Below are 15,199 nucleotides of genomic sequence, written 5' to 3' on the forward strand. Positions count from 1 at the left end.
CGGGCGTTTGTGCATTTTGGGTTCAAAATTTAAATGCAACTTTTCGGTTGCATAACTGGAAGTCTTCTGGCAGGTTAAATGCAACCAGGAGGTTGCGTTATGTCAAATACCATTGAGAAGTCGATTGAAATCAAAGCGTCCCGTTCACGTGTCTGGAAGGCCCTGACCGATTCAAAGGAATTCGGCGCTTGGTTCGGGATCAATATCGAGGGACCGTTTAAGGTGGGCAAGGTATCTTCGGGCAAGATCACCATCGAAGGTTTTACCCACGTACCGTGGAACTCCACGATCAAGGCGATGGAGGAACCATCCTATTTCGCCTATACATGGCATCCATATGCGGTTGATCCGGATGTGGATTACAGCGGTGAACCCGAAACACTTGTCGAATTCTGGCTTGAAGAATCTGATGGTCAGACATCGGTTCGGGTGCGCGAAACCGGATTTGACAATCTGCCACCCCATCGCATTGCTGATGCGTTGCGGGCCAATACACATGGCTGGGGCGCCCAGTTGGAAAACATCAAGAAACATGTCGAAAACTGAACATAATCCTGCATATGGCAAGCATGACCGTGGTTTTTCGGTCATGTTTGCCGCTTTGGGCGATCCGACACGGTTGGCGATCTTTGATCGTCTGGCGGATGGCAAGCCGCGTTCGATCTCGGCACTGTCTGACGATGCCGATATGACGCGTCAGGCGGTGACCAAGCATCTGCGTGTTCTTGAAACGGCGGGTCTTGTGCAAAGTCAAAAGGTCGGGCGCGAAAGCCAGTATGCCTTTTGCCCCGAACAGCTTGCGCAGGCGCGCGCCTATCTTGATCAGGTTGCCGGACGGTGGGAATCCGCGCTTATGCGGCTTAAAACCTTTGTCGAAGGCGATCAGGACTAAGCATTTGAATTCCATTGCTTATCACCGGGACGGGTGTGCCGATCCCGGTGATGGCGATGTCATTTTGCTTGGCGTCGTTCAGATTTGCGGTTATCCCATATCGCGTTGAGCCGGTCGGGCGGACCGGTTAACGAAAGGCGTCCTTGCGCAAGGGGTTGATGCAGGGATGCTTTATAACGGGAATGGGAACCGTTACATGAAGACCAAAGATATCGTCTATATCGCCTTGTTTGCGGCACTGACCGCTGTTCTTGGCCTGTTTCCGCCAATCACACTTCCGATTACCGGTGTGCCGGTAACCGCCCAGTCACTGGGGCCGATGTTGGCAGGTGCCATTTTGGGCGCACGTCGCGGCGGGCTTTCGATTGTGCTGTTCCTTGTGCTGGTGGCACTTGGTTTGCCACTGCTTTCGGGTGGCCGTGGCGGCTTTGGCGTGATGGTCGGGGTGACCGGCGGGTTTATTTTTGGCTGGGCCATTTCGGCCTTTGTCATCGGCCTTCTGATCGAAAAATTCTGGAACCGGCTGAATGTCGTTAACGCGGCGGTTTCGATTGCCTTTGGCGGGATCGTTGTCCTTTATGCCATTGGCAATGCCTGGGTCGCGGTGGCCGCAGATATCAGCTATTGGCAGGCAACAGTTGGCGCAGCACCCTTCCTGATCGGTGATGCGATCAAGGTGGCGATTGCAACCGCTGCATGTCTTGCGGTGCGTCGCTCGTATCCCTTGATTTCGAAATCAGCCTGACATCTTATGGGCGCAAGCAGAGATCGCCGTTGCGGTCTGCTTGCGCCCGTTCTCCGCTCATTTTAAACCAGCACCCTTTCCCGAAGAACGCCGGACAGCCAACCCCATGATCCGTTTTGAAAATGTATCTGTGCAATTTGATGCACGTCGCGCCCTTGAGGATATCGACCTCACGCTTAGCCAAAAGCGCATCGGGATCATCGGGGCCAACGGATCGGGCAAAAGCACCTTCGTGCGGCTTCTGAACGGGCTTCAGACAGCAACCAGCGGACGGGTGTTGATTGATGACCTTGATCCGGTCAAGGATGGCCGCAAGGTCCGCCGCCATGTTGGCTTTGTTTTCCAGAACCCCGATAACCAGATCGTCTATCCGGTGGTTGAAGAAGATCTGGCCTTCGGGCTCAAGGCCCTGAAACTGCCCAAGGACGAGATCAACCGGCGCATTGATGAAATCCTTGCGCGTTATGATCTGTCGGATTTCAAAACCCATCCGAGCCATCTGCTTAGCGGCGGGCAGAAACAGCTTCTGGCCATTTCCGGCGTTCTGGTAATGGAGCCGCGCTATATTGTGCTGGACGAGCCGACCACCTTGCTTGACCTGCGCAATCGCAACCGGGTTGAACACGCCATTGCCGATCTGGATCAGACGGTGATCACGGTTTCCCATGATCTTGATCTGATTGCCGGTTATGACCGGGTGTTGGTGTTTGAAAACGGCAGGATCGTTATTGATGACATTCCGGCCAACGCCATTTCGAAATATCGCGAGATGATGGCATGATCGCAGGCCTTTACAGGGACGGGAACTCTGTGCTCCATCGCGCACAGGCCGGGGCAAAGATCCTTGCCATGGTTGCCCTTGGTACGGGTGTGTTCCTGATCCCCGACTGGCCGGTGGTCAGCCTTGTTCTGGTCAGTGTGATTGTGCTTTATCGCATTTCGGGGTTCGGTTGGGCGACCATGACAGCCCAGATCAAGCCGATGTTTTGGCTGCTTGCGATCTTTTTTGCCGTGCAGCTTTGGCTGAATGACTGGCAGGCGGGATTGTTGGTCATTACCCGGATTGCCGCCATTGTGATGTTTGCATCGCTTGTGACGCTGACCACCAAAACATCCGACATGCTGGCATCCCTTGAGCGTGCCATGCGTCCGCTTAAACCGCTGGGCGTGAACCCGGAAAAGGTCAGTCTGGCGATTTCAATGGTGCTGCGTTTTATCCCGGTCATCGCCACGGTGGCATCGGAAATCCGCGATGCCCAGCGCGCGCGCGGCCTTGATCGATCCATCCTTGCGATGATCGTGCCCTTGATCATCCGGACCCTTAAAATGGCCGATGATGTTGCCGACGCGATTGAAGCACGCAGTTTCGATTAACTTCATGAGCCTGAATAAGGCCCCCGACACGTCAAGGGGGGGAGAACGGTATCTGGCGACGTGCCGGGGAAACCGAAGATCGGGGTGCAATCAGCTCAGACCAAGATGCTTGGCGTGGAAGCGTATATGATCTTCGATAAAGGTCGAGATGAAGTAATAGCTATGGTCATAGCCATCCTGCATCCGAAGGGTCAGTGGATAGTTTGATGCCTTGGCCGCAGCTTCAAGCGCCTCTGGTTTAAGCTGTTCGGCAAGGAAGCCGTCGGCATCGCCCTGATCAACCAGTGCCGGTGTCTGGGCGTCGCTAGCACTGGCGGCCTTCATCAGTTCCGAGCTGTCCCATGCCTTCCAGGCCGATTTGTCATCACCCAGATAATTGCCAAGTGCCTTTTGGCCCCACGGGCAATTGATCGGGTTGGTGATCGGCGAAAAGGCGGTGACGGATTTGAACGTGCCGGGATTGCGAAGGGCAATCATCAATGCACCATGACCGCCCATCGAATGACCGGAAATCACCGCATCGTCACTGACCGGGAAGTGATCCCTGATCAGGGCGGGCAGTTCCTTGGTCACGTAATCATACATGCGGTAATTGCGTGCCCAGGGTTCCTGGGTGGCATTGACGTAAAAGCCCGCACCCTTGCCGAAATCATAGGCCTCGTTCTCGTCATCGGGGACATGATCGCCACGCGGGCTGGTGTCCGGGGCAACGATGGCGATGCCGAGTTCAGCAGCCACGCGAAACGCACCTGCCTTATGCATGAAGTTTTCATCGGTGCAGGTCAGGCCCGAAAGCCAGTACATGACCGGGACCTTGGTGCCGTTACCGGCTTGCGGCGGCAGGTAGATGGCAAAGCGCATGTCGCAGCCCAGCACCGCAGACGGGTGGGTATATTGCTTTTGCCAGCCACCAAACACCTTGTTGCTTGACGCGTTTTCAATACCCATTCGGGCCTCCTTCTGATCGGCCATTGCCGGATGATTTCCGGCAATGGCGCAGTTTTTCAATCAAAGTATCGATGATCAGTAATGGATAACCGAACGAATGCTTTCGCCTTCGTGCATCAGGTCGAACGCTTCGTTGATGTCTTCAAGCTTCATGGTATGGGTGATGAAATCAGACAGTTTGAACTCACCGGCAAGGTAGCGTTCAACATAATCCGGCAGTTGCGAACGGCCTTTGACGCCGCCAAATGCGGTGCCGCGCCAGACGCGACCGGTGACCAGCTGGAACGGACGGGTCGAGATTTCCTGACCGGCACCGGCAACACCGATAATGACAGACTCCCCCCAACCCTTGTGGCAGCATTCAAGCGCCGAACGCATGACATTGACATTGCCGATACATTCAAACGACCACTCGACACCACCATCGGTCATTTCGACAATGACGTCCTGGATCGGCTTGTCATGGTCTTTCGGGTTGATGCAATCGGTTGCGCCAAGCTGCTTGGCAAGTTCGAATTTCTTTTCGTTCAGATCAATGGCAAGGATGCGACCGGCACCGGCCATCTGGGCGCCGATGATGGCCGAAAGACCGATGCCACCAAGGCCAAAGACCGCAACCGAATCACCTGGCTGAACCTTTGCCGCATTCACGGTGGCACCCATGCCGGTGGTGACCCCGCAACCCAGAAGGCAGACTTCTTCAAGCGGGGCGGCCTTGTTGATTTTCGCAAGCGAGATTTCCGGCAATACAGTGTATTCCGAGAAGGTCGAGCAGCCCATATAGTGATAGATCGGCTTGCCATTCTGCGAGAAGCGGGTGGTGCCATCAGGCATCAGGCCCTTGCCCTGGGTGACGCGGATTTTCTGGCACAGGTTGGTTTTGCCCGATTTGCAGAATTTGCACTCGCCACATTCCGGGGTGTAAAGCGGGATCACGTGATCACCCACGGCAACGCTGGTGACACCTTCGCCGATGGATTCAACAATGCCGCCGCCTTCATGGCCAAGGATGGCCGGGAAGATGCCTTCGGGATCGTCACCCGACAGGGTAAAGGCATCGGTGTGGCAAACGCCGGTGGCAACGATCTTGATGCGCACTTCGCCAGCCTTGGGCGGGGCGACCTGAACTTCTTCGATCGACAGCGGCTTGCCCGCTTCCCATGCGATGGCGGCTTTACAGGTAATGGTTTCGGCGCTCATGACGCTCCTCCGGCAAAAGAAATGATAATGGCATCAGTCTATTTATTTCTCCTATCCTGATAATCCGGTATTTTGGTAAATGACTTTTACTGTGTTGTAATAATATGGGCCGATTGCCATGAATGCCTGGGACGGGATCAGCGAATTTATCGCCGTATCGGAACGCCAAAGCTTTACAGCGGCGGCCAGGCAGCTTGGTATTTCGGTGGCCCAGGTCAGCCGACAGGTCACCGCCCTTGAGGAAAAGCTGGGCACCCAGCTTTTTTACCGTACCACGCGCAAGGTCAGCGTGACCGAGGCCGGACAGATTTACTACCAGCATTGCCGTCAGTTGCTTGATGGTCTGGGCGAGGCGGAGCGCGCCATTGGCAACCTGACCGAAGTACCACGCGGCAAGCTGAAGCTGACCGCGCCGACAACCTATGGGGAAACGGTGATCGCGCCGCTGGTGAATGATTTTGTGGCGCGCTATCCCGATCTTGAAGTCCAGTGCCGCTTTACCAACCAGAAGCTTGATCTGGTGCTTGAGGGCTATGACATGGCGATCCGTCTGGGCCGTTTGGAAGGCACGACCGGCAGCCTGATGACCCAGCAGTTATCCACCCGCCGTCTTTATGCCTGTGCCGCACCCGGCTACATCGCCAAGCGCGGGGAACCGCACTCCCTTTCGGAGCTCAATCACCATAACTGTCTTGTCGGGACGCTGGATTACTGGCGTTTTGAAGAAGATGGACGCGAGCGCACCATCCGCATTCATGGCTCCATCCATGCCAATAGCGGGCAGGCGCTTTTGGATGCTGCCCTTAAAGGTATCGGCATCGTGCAATTGCCCGATTATTACGTCGATCCCTGGATCGCCAGTGGCGATCTGATCCCGGTCCTGACCAAATATCAGCCGTCAGATGAAGGCATCTGGGCGATCTATCCAACCAACCGCCACCTCAGCCCCAAGATCAGGATGCTGGTCGAGCATCTGGGGCGGTATTTGGGGCAGTAAGTTTTTGCGTCACAAGCCATCTGGTCGGGCGTCATCCTTGCAACGGGTAAAACGCAGCAAACGAGGTGACGCATGTCTGAATGTACCGATCAACGCGGGGACCGCTGGGAAATTTATGAAGGCAAGGATGGCTGGCGGTGGCGGCGGACGGCCCGGAACGGCAATATTGTCGGGGCATCAACGCAGGGCTATACCAAGAAAACCGATTGCCTCGCCAATGCTGAACGCAATGGCATGACCTGCACGCCAAAGGATTGATCCTTTCGCCATGGCAGAAGATGAAAAGCCCCTCTGGCATTAGGTGCCGAGGGGCTTTTTGATGGGTGTAAGGAAAAGGCTTATTGTGCGGTCCAGCCACCATCAACCGACAGATGCGTGCCGGTCATCTGCGATGCGGCGTCCGAGCACAGGAACAGCGCGGTCTGGCCGATCTGTTCGGGGCTGACGAACTGTTTTGACGGGTGTTTGTCCGAAACCAGCCGGGTTGCGGATTCCTCGATGGAGATGTTGGCTTCCTTGGCGCGGGCTTCGATCTGGCGTTCGACCAGTTCGGTGCGCACCCAGCCCGGGCAGATGGCATTTGCCGTGATCCCGGTTTCGGCTGTTTCAAGGGCGGTGACCTTGGTCAGGCCAATCACGCCATGCTTGGCGGCAACGTAAGCTGCCTTCTGGACCGAGGCGACAAGGCCGTGGGCAGACGCGGTATTGATGATCCGGCCCCAGTTTTTCTTGCGCATATAGGGCACGGCAAGGCGGGTGGTGTGGAAAACCGATGTCAGGTTGATCGCAATCACCGCATCCCATTTCTCGACCGGGAAATCCTCGACATTGGCAGTGTATTGAATGCCGGCATTGTTGATCAGGATATCAACGCCGCCAAATTTGGCCTCGGCATCCTGCATCATGGCTTCGATTTCATCAGGCTTGGACAAATCGGCACCGTTGTAGAAGGCGGTCACGCCATATTCTGTTTCAAGCGATTTGCGGGTGGCTTCAATCGCATCGGCATCGCCAAAGCCATTGAGCATCACATCCGCGCCCGCACCGGCAAGTGCCTTTGCCATGGCAAGGCCGATGCCGCTGGTCGATCCGGTCACGAGTGCGCGTTTTCCTGTCAGCATATTTCTTCTCCCTGTGGGTGAGGAGTTTGTTCCTCTTGTTAAGTTGGAAGGATCATGCCGCACTGCAACCAAACTGGCAAGAAGAGGTGTGATCAATGATCGTTGCAGGCGTTGGTGGGGAGTAAAATACGTGTTGCCTCAAAGGTTTGCTTGTGGGGTGACAAATGCCGAATTAAAGTGCCGCAATGATGAATATCAGAGCTTCCAGACCCGGTGAGGGTGACCGCATTGTTGAAATCTGGCGGGGGGCCGTCGATGCCACCCATGATTTCCTGACGCCAGAGGATCGTCTTGCGATTGACGATCTTGTGTGCGGATTTTTGCCTGATGCGCCGCTTTGGCTTGCCGTTGATGCGCGTGATTATCCACTTGGTTTCATGCTGATTGATGGCGGTCATATGGAGGCGCTGTTTATCGACCCGGCCTGTCGTGGCAAGGGTATTGGTGCAGCACTTGTGCACCATGGTCTTGCGCTTCATCCTGCCATGACAACCGACGTGAATGAGCAAAATCCGCAGGCCATCGGCTTTTATGAAAAGTTGGGCTTTGTGCGCACCGGGCGTTCGGCCCTTGACGGGCAGGGGCGGCCCTATCCGCTTATTCATCTGAAATATGCGGGCAAGTAATCTGCCGGGTTTTTAGGGGCCAATGCCGTATTTGCGGAGTTTATTGGCAATTGATGTGTGCGAAACGCCAAGCCGCTCTGCAAGCTTGCGCGAGCTTGGATAATCCGGATAAAGCCGCATCAGCATTTCGCGTTCCAGCATGTTCAGTCCGGCATTGAAGTCATCCTGCGCCAAGGCCTGGGTGATCAGGTCGGGCCCATGGGCCGGGGCAGTTTGAGCGTCAGACGGGGCAGTACTTTCGGAATGTGCCGCTGTATCGGGTATCGTCATGGTGCCGGTGGCCGCACTGGTCAGATCGCGCGCACCAAGCACATCGCCATCCAGCAGGGCGACGGCGCGAAAAAGGGTGTTTTCCAGTTCGCGCACATTGCCCGGCCAGTCATGGGCGCGCAGCCAGTCAAGCCCGTCCCGGGCAAGATGCGGGGTCGGTCGTTCGGTTTGCTGGGCCGTGCGGGCCATGAAGAATTTGGCAAGATCATCAATGTCCTCGACCCGGTCGCGGAGCGGGGGCAGGGTGATGCCAAGGACGTTGATGCGGAAATAAAGATCCTCGCGGAAGGTGCCGTCATGGGACATGGCTTCAAGATCGCGGTTGGTGGCGCTGATGATGCGGACATCAACGGAAATTTCGTCGGTCCCGCCAACGCGCCGGAACCGGCCATCCTGCAAAACGCGCAGAAGCTTGGCCTGCAAATAGGGGGTCAGTTCACCGATTTCATCCAAAAACAGCGTGCCGCCATCGGCCAGCTCGAGAAGGCCCGGCTTGCCACCACGGCGCGCCGAGGTAAAGGCGCCTGCGGCATAGCCAAACAGTTCGCTTTCAGCCAGACCTTCGGGCATGGCGGCACAGTTAAGGGCAAGGAACGGTTGGTCGGCACGCGCGCTTGCGCGGTGGCAGGCGCGGGCAAAAAGCTCCTTGCCCGTACCGGTTTCGCCAAGGATCAGAAGGGGGGCATCAATATTGGCAAGCCTTTGGGCCTGCGATTTTACCCGTGTCATAGCACGGCTGGTGCCGATGATGTCGTCAAAGCCGGTATGGCTGCGATCCTGAAGGGCGGTGATGACCCGGCCGAGCCGTGCAGCGCGGTGAAACACCATCACCCCGCCCCAGGGTTCGTCATCTCCTGTGTCCGATCCATCATCGACATGACCAATCGGTTCGACCTGAAGCAAATAGGTCTGACCGCCTAAAGTGACTTCATGTTCAGGAAGGTGAAAACCGCTTTGGCGTAAATCTTCAATTGATGGTTCGGCAAGGATGTTGGAAATATCCTGATCCCGAAGAGGCTTGTCATTGGTGCCTGCAATGGATTGTGCAGCCGGATTGGCCTGTGCGATCAAGCCATTGGCATCAACGGCAATCACCGGATCGCCAAGGGCGGCAAGGGTCGCGTGAAGCTGTGCGCGGCGGCGTTCGGTCGGCAGGCGGTCGATCTCGTGAATGTCGGATATTCCGGGGATCTGTTTAAGCGCATGGGATAAAAGCGGAAAACGACCCGGTTGAATGGCCGGAATATCGGCATAGATGTAGTGGGTGGTGACTTCAAACGCGCGGATATCCAGCCCCTGATCGGTCAGGACATTGACCACGTCACGTGTGATGCCCAGTCTGTTTTCGCCGCGTATTTCAAATCGCATGTCTGTACCGATATGTTTACACTGTAACGAAAAGTATACGTGATCAAGCGTCTGATTTCCAGTGTATTTGCCGTAAAGTGCGAATTGGGAATGAGATGTGTAAATAATTATTTACACTAAATTTTTGCGCTGATGGTGCAAAGCCTTGAAAATCGGGGATTTTGCAATCTGGCACGGGGATTGCGGATGTGAGGGCAGAATAAACGCATTTTCAGGAGCCTCACATGTCTGCCAATGACAGCCGCCACAGCAATGTCGCCAAAACCGGTTTTGCCACCCGTGCGATTCATCATGGTTATGATCCGCAAAGCCACAATGGTGCGCTGAACCCGCCAGTATATATGTCTTCGACCTTTGCGTTCGAAACAGCCGAGCAGGGCGGGCGGTTCTTTGCCGGTGACGAGCAGGGCTTCATCTATTCGCGCATTGCCAACCCGACCCTTGATCTTCTCGAAAAGCGTCTGGCGGTGCTTGAGGGCGGTGAAGCAGCGCTTGCGACCGCATCGGGCATGGGGGCGATCACCTCGGTCTTCTGGACCTTTATCGCGCCGGGTGACGAGATCATTGTTGATCGCACTCTTTATGGCTGCACATTTGCCTATTTCCGTCATGGTCTGGAAAAGTTCGGCATCAAGCATACCCATGTTGATCTGACCGATCCGGCTGAACTGGAGAAGGCGATCTCGGACAAGACCAGGATTGTTTATTTCGAGACGCCTGCCAACCCGAATATGCGTCTGGTCGACATCGAAGCCATTTCCGAAATTGCCCATAAACACGGTGCAAAGGTGGTTGTCGATAACACCTATTGCACCCCCTATCTGCAGCGCCCGATTGAACTGGGTGCTGATATTGTGGTGCATTCGGCCACCAAATATCTGGGCGGTCATGGTGATCTTATGGCCGGTGCGGTAATTGGCTCGCTTGAAGATATGACGCAAGTCCGTCTGGTTGGGCTTAAGGACATGACCGGTGCGGTTCTGTCGGCACAGGATGCCAATCTTGTGATGCGCGGGCTTAAGACGCTTGAGCTGCGTATGGAGCGCCATTGCGACAATGCCGAGAAGATCGCAGCGTTCCTTGATTCCCATCCGAAGGTTGATCGCGTGTTTTATCCGGGCCTTGAAAGCTTTGCGCAGCACGACCTTGCGAAAAAGCAGATGGATCGTTTCGGCGGCATGATTGCCTTTGAGCTTAAAGGCGGGATCGAAGAAGGCCGCAAGCTGATGAACGGCCTTAACATGATCACCCGTGCGGTTAGCCTGGGCGATGCCGAAACCCTGATCCAGCATCCGGCATCCATGACCCATTCGACCTATACTGCCGAAGAGCGTGCGCAATATCAGATCACTGATGGCCTGATCCGCCTTTCGGCCGGACTTGAAAGCATTGACGATATTCTGGCTGATCTTGCCAATGCGCTTGATGGCGGCGAAATGGCGATTGCCGCTGAATAAGGCCGCGGGCCCGACTTCCCGATCAGACGCCCGGAAAGGAAATGAGAGCCGGTCTGCCCGATGGCAGGCTGGCTCTTTGACCAGATGAGTATCCCCCGTGGCGTCAGGGGCATCCTTGCCGTTCTCGGGGTGTCTGGTGCAGGGGGCTAGTCAAAGAGGCCGTATGTTTTCAGGACTTCTTTTGATTTCTCCGGCAAATTTTTGTTTGTGCCTAGAATGACGCGGAGTTTTCTCAGATCAATCAGATGAAAGGACGGGGCGGTTTCGGGATGGTTCTTCAAAAGTTCAAACATCAAGCCGTTCGAATAAACGCGTTCAAGTCCGGTTTGAATGGCATCGCGCAATTCCGGTTCCCCCGGGGCGAAAAAGAAATAGATCGGCTGGGAATAATAAAGCCCGATTTCCGGTGAGACCTTGATGTTTGGTGCCTGTTCCTTCATCCAGCGCCATTCCCCGAGAATTTGCCAGAAGGCGCGGGGGTAAAGATCAAACCGCTTGGCATCAAGCATCTTGTGCAAGGTGTTATAGCGTCCGTCCGAGACCGAAAAGCCGTTTTCGATCAGGATTTTCGTGTCCGGCCAGCCAAGCCCCTGACCCATCGAAAATTTCCGAAGGTCATCCATTGATCTGACGGATTCAAGGGCAGGCAGATTTTCATTGAGCACCATGAAAAGCCGCAGCCCCGTCGTCCCCAGATAAATCGGGACATAGGCTGCTAGCAACTTGTCTTCGCGATCCTGAGAGGTGCCAAAATGGACGGTATTGATCGGATCGTTGGCAAGCAGCATTGATACCCGGCGTTCCTCGGTCGGATAATCCATGCAAACCGGTGTGATTGTGATGTCCCTGCCGCTTAGCCGTATTGCAAGGCGCAACAATTCAACATGATATTCCGAATGTCTGTCCCATGGTGTGACCCCTTTGCAATAGTCTGACCGCTGATCTATGGGAAGTCTGATCTCAAGAACCGGGCGTGCTTGTTGCGGGGCCCTTTCATCAGCCCGTGCCGGACCAAACCCGGATAACGCATTCAGCAAAGCGGCAAGCAGTGCTGTGAGCACACCGTGTCTGAACGCGTCGGGTAATGCAGTAATGAAAGTGGAAAAAGCCAAGAGAAATCCGGGACAACAGAGTGGTATGGAGTGAATTGAGGACAGGACTATACGGATGGTTCGATCACTACACAATCGGGGGATGTTCAGCCCTGGCCATTTCTTGCGGGTGGGACGGTATCTCCGCAATATCCCGACGGCAGGCGAGATGACCGCAGGCAATCCTCAGGAATGGGCACCATACCGGTCAGGTCAAGCTTGCCGGGGGTGGATATCCCCCGATGCCCTGTGTCCCAGAGCTCGTTACGCGCAGGCTGCAGAGAGACGAATCGCACTGTTGATATCGGCGATTCGCGACCACGAAATATTGTTTCAGACGGGAAATTCGAATGTTTGACCGGGAATGTCGCAGCCGATTCCACATTTGAACCAAAAGTGACGAATCTTGTGTGAAATGATGTTGGTATCCCTTGATTTCCGCAGTGGTGACTTAAAAATCGGTAATTCAATACCGGAATATTGCGGGTTCAGAGACGAGCCCGAAAGAGACCCGGAACATCAGGCGTGAAAAAGGGATCAGGAAAATGTCAGCACAGGATGCCGCCCCGGAAATCGGTGAAATTATCGAAGCAACCAGCACCGGCAACGTGAAGGCCGAAGATCTGGAGATGCTCGGTCAGATCGAGAAAAAGGTGCGCTGGCTATCAAGCTGGACGATCCATAATGCCAACCATCTGCGTCCGAAACGTGACGGCATCAAGGTTGGTGGTCATCAGGCCAGTTGTGCATCCATGACAACCCTTATGACGGCCCTTTATTTCAATATTCTGCGTCCGCAGGACCGGGTTGCGGTCAAGCCGCATGCAAGTCCGGTTTTCCATGCAATCAATTATCTGTTTGGCCGCCAGACCAGGGAGAAGCTCGAGAATTTCCGGTCATTCGGCGGCGCGCAGTCCTATCCTTCGCGGACCAAGGATGGCGATCAGGTTGATTTTTCCACTGGCTCGGTTGGTCTTGGCGCGGCGGTCACCAACTTCGCAGCCCTGACGCAGGATTACCTGCGTTACAAAAACATGCTGCCCAAGGGCGAAGTGCCCGGCCGCATGGTTGCCCTTGTCGGCGATGCCGAACTTGATGAAGGCAATATCTATGAGGCGCTTCTTGATACCTGGAAGCATGACATTCGCAATGTCTGGTGGGTGATTGACTATAACCGTCAAAGCCTTGATGGCATGATTGATGCCCATCTGTTCCGCGTGATCGGCCGGTTCTTCCGGGCCGTTGGCTGGAACGTGATCACCATCAAATATGGTCGCAAGCTTCACGATGCCTTTGCCAAGCCGGGCGGCAAGTCATTGAAGAAATGGCTTAATGATGCGCCAAACGACATCTATTCGGCCCTGACCTTCCAGGGTGGGGCGGCATGGCGCAAGCAAATCCTGTCTGACATGCCCGGTGATAATGCACTGGCAAGCCTGCTTGGCGATTATGATGATGATGCCCTGCATGATCTGATGACCAATCTGGGCGGCCATTGCATGGAGGCGGTTCTTAATGCCTTTGATGCCGTTCCCAATGACAAACCGACCGTGTTCATTGCCTATACCGTCAAGGGCTATGCCACCCCGCTTCAGGGCCACAAGGACAACCATGCCGGGCTTATGAATGTCGCGCAGATGGATGCCTTCAAGCTTCAGAACAAGATCGCCGACGGACAGGAATGGGATATGGCGGCGGGCCTTGATGTCAGTGCTGATCGTGTGCGCGATTATATCAAGAACGCGCCGTTCAATGATCGCGCCCCGCGCCACAAGATGGCCGAAGTCATCACCATTCCGGAAATGCCTTATGCGCGGGTGGAAACATCCAGCACCCAGGAAGTATTTGGCAAAATCCTTAATGAACTTGCCAAGATGAAAGACTCTGCCCTTGCTGATCGCATTGTCACCACATCACCCGACGTGACGGTGTCGACCAACCTTGGTGGTTTTGTGAACCAGCGTGGCCTGTTTGGGCGCGAAGAACTGGCCGATGAGTTCCGTGAACGCAAGGTGCCCTCAGCCCAGAAATGGATCAGATCGCCCGAAGGTCAGCATGTTGAACTTGGCATTGCCGAAAACAACCTGTTCTTGAATCTGGCGGCCCTTGGTCTGTCGCACAGTCTGTTCGGGCAGCGCCTGTTCCCGATTGGCACCCTTTATGATCCTTTCATTGCGCGTGGTCTGGATGCGCTCAACTATGCCTGCTATCAGGATGCGCGGTTCATGGTCGTGGCAACACCAAGTGGTATCACGCTGGCCCCCGAGGGTGGCGCGCATCAGTCGATTTCAACCCCGATGATCGGGATGGGGCAGCCGGGCCTGACCAGCTTTGAGCCAAGCTTTGGCGACGAGCTTGCAACCATCATGGGGTGGTCCTTTGATCATATGCAGGCCCCGAAGGGCGGATCGGTGTATCTGCGGCTATCGACCAAGCCGCTGGCACAGCCCGAACGCGAACTTTCCGATGCCACCAAATCGGAAATCGTTTCAGGCGGTTACTGGCTCCGCGCGCCGGGCAAGGATTGCAAGATGGCAATCGCCTATTGCGGGGCGATGGCACCCGAAGCCATGGCGGCGTGGGAAAAGCTTTCGGAAGATCATCCGGGCTTGGGCTTGTTGGCGGTGACGTCTACCGACCGGCTTTACAATGAATGGCAGGACCTGGAACGTGCGCGGCTTGAAGGCAAGTCAACGGGCGAGATGTCCCATGTGGAAAACCTTCTCAAGCCGCTGGCATCTGATGCCCGTCTTGTCACAGTGATTGATGGTCATCCGGCTGCCCTTGCATGGCTGGGTTCGGTCCGTGGGCATGCGGTTGCACCGCTTGGCGTGAACGGCTTTGGCCAGTGCGGCGATAGTATCGCGCTTTATGACCATTACCAGATCGGAACCGATGCCATCCTGCGTGCTGCAAAACGCTGGGACTGATCAACATTAAAGACACTCAGGTCGTCAATGGAGGAGGGTTATGTACCCTCCTTTTTTTTCGGGAGTGGTTTGTGACGTGGTGTAGCGATTGACGGGCAGGGTGTTTCTAAGTACGAGGACAGAACGCTATTTATAATAATTAAACACTACAGACCTGTTCAATTTTTGGCCGGGTTGTGA

15 protein-coding genes are annotated in these 15,199 nt (G+C 55.2%); 10 read left to right on the forward strand and 5 right to left on the reverse strand.

Annotated features, from left to right (window positions below):
• Positions 1–99 precede the first annotated feature (99 nt).
• The 5 genes from TH30_RS03700 (at position 100) to TH30_RS03720 (ending at position 3,011) form a co-directional block, all read left to right on the forward strand.
• On the forward strand, positions 100–546 hold the full coding sequence (locus TH30_RS03700) for an SRPBCC family protein (protein WP_114096696.1): 447 nt from the start codon (positions 100–102) through the stop codon (positions 544–546).
• Entirely contained in the window at positions 533–892 is a 360-nt protein-coding gene (locus tag TH30_RS03705; RefSeq protein WP_114096697.1) for an ArsR/SmtB family transcription factor, read from the forward strand. The genes TH30_RS03700 and TH30_RS03705 overlap by 14 nt, the downstream gene beginning before the upstream one ends.
• Positions 893–1,088: 196 nt before the next feature.
• Positions 1,089–1,637 (forward strand): biotin transporter BioY, encoded by a 549-nt coding sequence (locus tag TH30_RS03710; protein WP_114096698.1) that lies wholly within the window; start codon positions 1,089–1,091, stop codon positions 1,635–1,637.
• A 106-nt stretch (positions 1,638–1,743) separates the two neighbouring features.
• The gene (locus TH30_RS03715) at positions 1,744–2,418 is read left to right on the forward strand and encodes an energy-coupling factor ABC transporter ATP-binding protein (protein WP_114096699.1); all 675 of its coding nucleotides are present in this window, start codon (positions 1,744–1,746) and stop codon (positions 2,416–2,418) included.
• Positions 2,415–3,011, forward strand: coding sequence for an energy-coupling factor transporter transmembrane component T family protein (locus tag TH30_RS03720; protein WP_114096700.1), 597 nt, complete (start codon positions 2,415–2,417; stop codon positions 3,009–3,011). The genes TH30_RS03715 and TH30_RS03720 overlap by 4 nt, the downstream gene beginning before the upstream one ends.
• 90 nt (positions 3,012–3,101) lie before the next feature.
• On the opposite strand, the gene fghA is transcribed toward TH30_RS03720, so the two are convergent.
• Complete coding sequence (gene fghA / locus TH30_RS03725; RefSeq protein ID WP_114096900.1) at positions 3,102–3,959, reverse strand: S-formylglutathione hydrolase; 858 nt, start codon at positions 3,957–3,959, stop codon at positions 3,102–3,104.
• A 75-nt stretch (positions 3,960–4,034) separates the two neighbouring features.
• A complete protein-coding gene (locus TH30_RS03730; protein ID WP_114096701.1) occupies positions 4,035–5,159 on the reverse strand; it encodes an S-(hydroxymethyl)glutathione dehydrogenase/class III alcohol dehydrogenase in 1,125 nt (374 codons plus the stop codon).
• Positions 5,160–5,277: 118 nt separating this feature from the next.
• On the opposite strand from TH30_RS03730, the gene TH30_RS03735 reads away from it, so the two are divergent.
• Together TH30_RS03735 and TH30_RS03740 are read left to right on the forward strand one after the other, a co-directional pair.
• Positions 5,278–6,156 carry a LysR substrate-binding domain-containing protein gene (locus TH30_RS03735; protein ID WP_114096702.1) on the forward strand — a complete coding sequence of 293 codons (879 nt, stop codon included), beginning with the start codon at positions 5,278–5,280 and terminating at the stop codon, positions 6,154–6,156.
• Positions 6,157–6,228: 72 nt separating this feature from the next.
• A complete protein-coding gene (locus tag TH30_RS03740; RefSeq protein WP_114096703.1) occupies positions 6,229–6,414 on the forward strand; it encodes a YegP family protein in 186 nt (61 codons plus the stop codon).
• A gap of 80 nt (positions 6,415–6,494) precedes the next feature.
• Here TH30_RS03740 and TH30_RS03745 read toward each other — a convergent pair whose 3' ends face one another.
• Positions 6,495–7,277: a 3-hydroxybutyrate dehydrogenase gene (locus TH30_RS03745; protein WP_114096704.1), complete on the reverse strand. Its 783-nt coding sequence runs from the start codon at positions 7,275–7,277 to the stop codon at positions 6,495–6,497.
• Positions 7,278–7,462: 185 nt separating this feature from the next.
• On the opposite strand from TH30_RS03745, the gene TH30_RS03750 reads away from it, so the two are divergent.
• Positions 7,463–7,903, forward strand: coding sequence for an acetyltransferase (locus TH30_RS03750; RefSeq protein ID WP_114096705.1), 441 nt, complete (start codon positions 7,463–7,465; stop codon positions 7,901–7,903).
• A gap of 12 nt (positions 7,904–7,915) precedes the next feature.
• Here the strand turns inward: TH30_RS03750 and TH30_RS03755 are convergent, their stop codons facing one another.
• Complete coding sequence (locus TH30_RS03755) at positions 7,916–9,541, reverse strand: sigma-54-dependent transcriptional regulator (protein ID WP_114096706.1); 1,626 nt, start codon at positions 9,539–9,541, stop codon at positions 7,916–7,918.
• Positions 9,542–9,765: 224 nt separating this feature from the next.
• On the opposite strand from TH30_RS03755, the gene TH30_RS03760 reads away from it, so the two are divergent.
• Complete coding sequence (locus TH30_RS03760; RefSeq protein ID WP_114096707.1) at positions 9,766–10,998, forward strand: methionine gamma-lyase; 1,233 nt, start codon at positions 9,766–9,768, stop codon at positions 10,996–10,998.
• Positions 10,999–11,144: 146 nt separating this feature from the next.
• Here TH30_RS03760 and TH30_RS03765 read toward each other — a convergent pair whose 3' ends face one another.
• Positions 11,145–11,876, reverse strand: coding sequence for a type 2 periplasmic-binding domain-containing protein (locus tag TH30_RS03765; RefSeq protein WP_147251920.1), 732 nt, complete (start codon positions 11,874–11,876; stop codon positions 11,145–11,147).
• Between the two features lie 758 nt (positions 11,877–12,634).
• On the opposite strand from TH30_RS03765, the gene TH30_RS03770 reads away from it, so the two are divergent.
• Positions 12,635–15,019 (forward strand): transketolase, encoded by a 2,385-nt coding sequence (locus tag TH30_RS03770; protein ID WP_114096709.1) that lies wholly within the window; start codon positions 12,635–12,637, stop codon positions 15,017–15,019.
• The last annotated feature ends 180 nt before the right edge of the window (positions 15,020–15,199 follow it).

The organism is Thalassospira profundimaris (genome assembly GCF_003326795.1).
In the GTDB taxonomy this organism is placed as follows: domain Bacteria; phylum Pseudomonadota; class Alphaproteobacteria; order Rhodospirillales; family Thalassospiraceae; genus Thalassospira; species Thalassospira profundimaris_C.

Coding starts and splice junctions, on each gene's coding strand:
- TH30_RS03770 (WP_114096709.1), top strand. CDS start 12,635: ATGTCAGCACAGGATGCCGCCCCGGAAATCGGTGAAATTATCGAAGCA.
- TH30_RS03730 (WP_114096701.1), bottom strand. CDS start 5,159: ATGAGCGCCGAAACCATTACCTGTAAAGCCGCCATCGCATGGGAAGCG.
- TH30_RS03705 (WP_114096697.1), top strand. CDS start 533: ATGTCGAAAACTGAACATAATCCTGCATATGGCAAGCATGACCGTGGT.
- TH30_RS03760 (WP_114096707.1), top strand. CDS start 9,766: ATGTCTGCCAATGACAGCCGCCACAGCAATGTCGCCAAAACCGGTTTT.
- TH30_RS03700 (WP_114096696.1), top strand. CDS start 100: ATGTCAAATACCATTGAGAAGTCGATTGAAATCAAAGCGTCCCGTTCA.
- TH30_RS03710 (WP_114096698.1), top strand. CDS start 1,089: ATGAAGACCAAAGATATCGTCTATATCGCCTTGTTTGCGGCACTGACC.
- TH30_RS03755 (WP_114096706.1), bottom strand. CDS start 9,541: ATGCGATTTGAAATACGCGGCGAAAACAGACTGGGCATCACACGTGAC.
- TH30_RS03720 (WP_114096700.1), top strand. CDS start 2,415: ATGATCGCAGGCCTTTACAGGGACGGGAACTCTGTGCTCCATCGCGCA.
- TH30_RS03740 (WP_114096703.1), top strand. CDS start 6,229: ATGTCTGAATGTACCGATCAACGCGGGGACCGCTGGGAAATTTATGAA.
- TH30_RS03745 (WP_114096704.1), bottom strand. CDS start 7,277: ATGCTGACAGGAAAACGCGCACTCGTGACCGGATCGACCAGCGGCATC.
- fghA (WP_114096900.1), bottom strand. CDS start 3,959: ATGGGTATTGAAAACGCGTCAAGCAACAAGGTGTTTGGTGGCTGGCAA.
- TH30_RS03715 (WP_114096699.1), top strand. CDS start 1,744: ATGATCCGTTTTGAAAATGTATCTGTGCAATTTGATGCACGTCGCGCC.
- TH30_RS03750 (WP_114096705.1), top strand. CDS start 7,463: ATGATGAATATCAGAGCTTCCAGACCCGGTGAGGGTGACCGCATTGTT.
- TH30_RS03735 (WP_114096702.1), top strand. CDS start 5,278: ATGAATGCCTGGGACGGGATCAGCGAATTTATCGCCGTATCGGAACGC.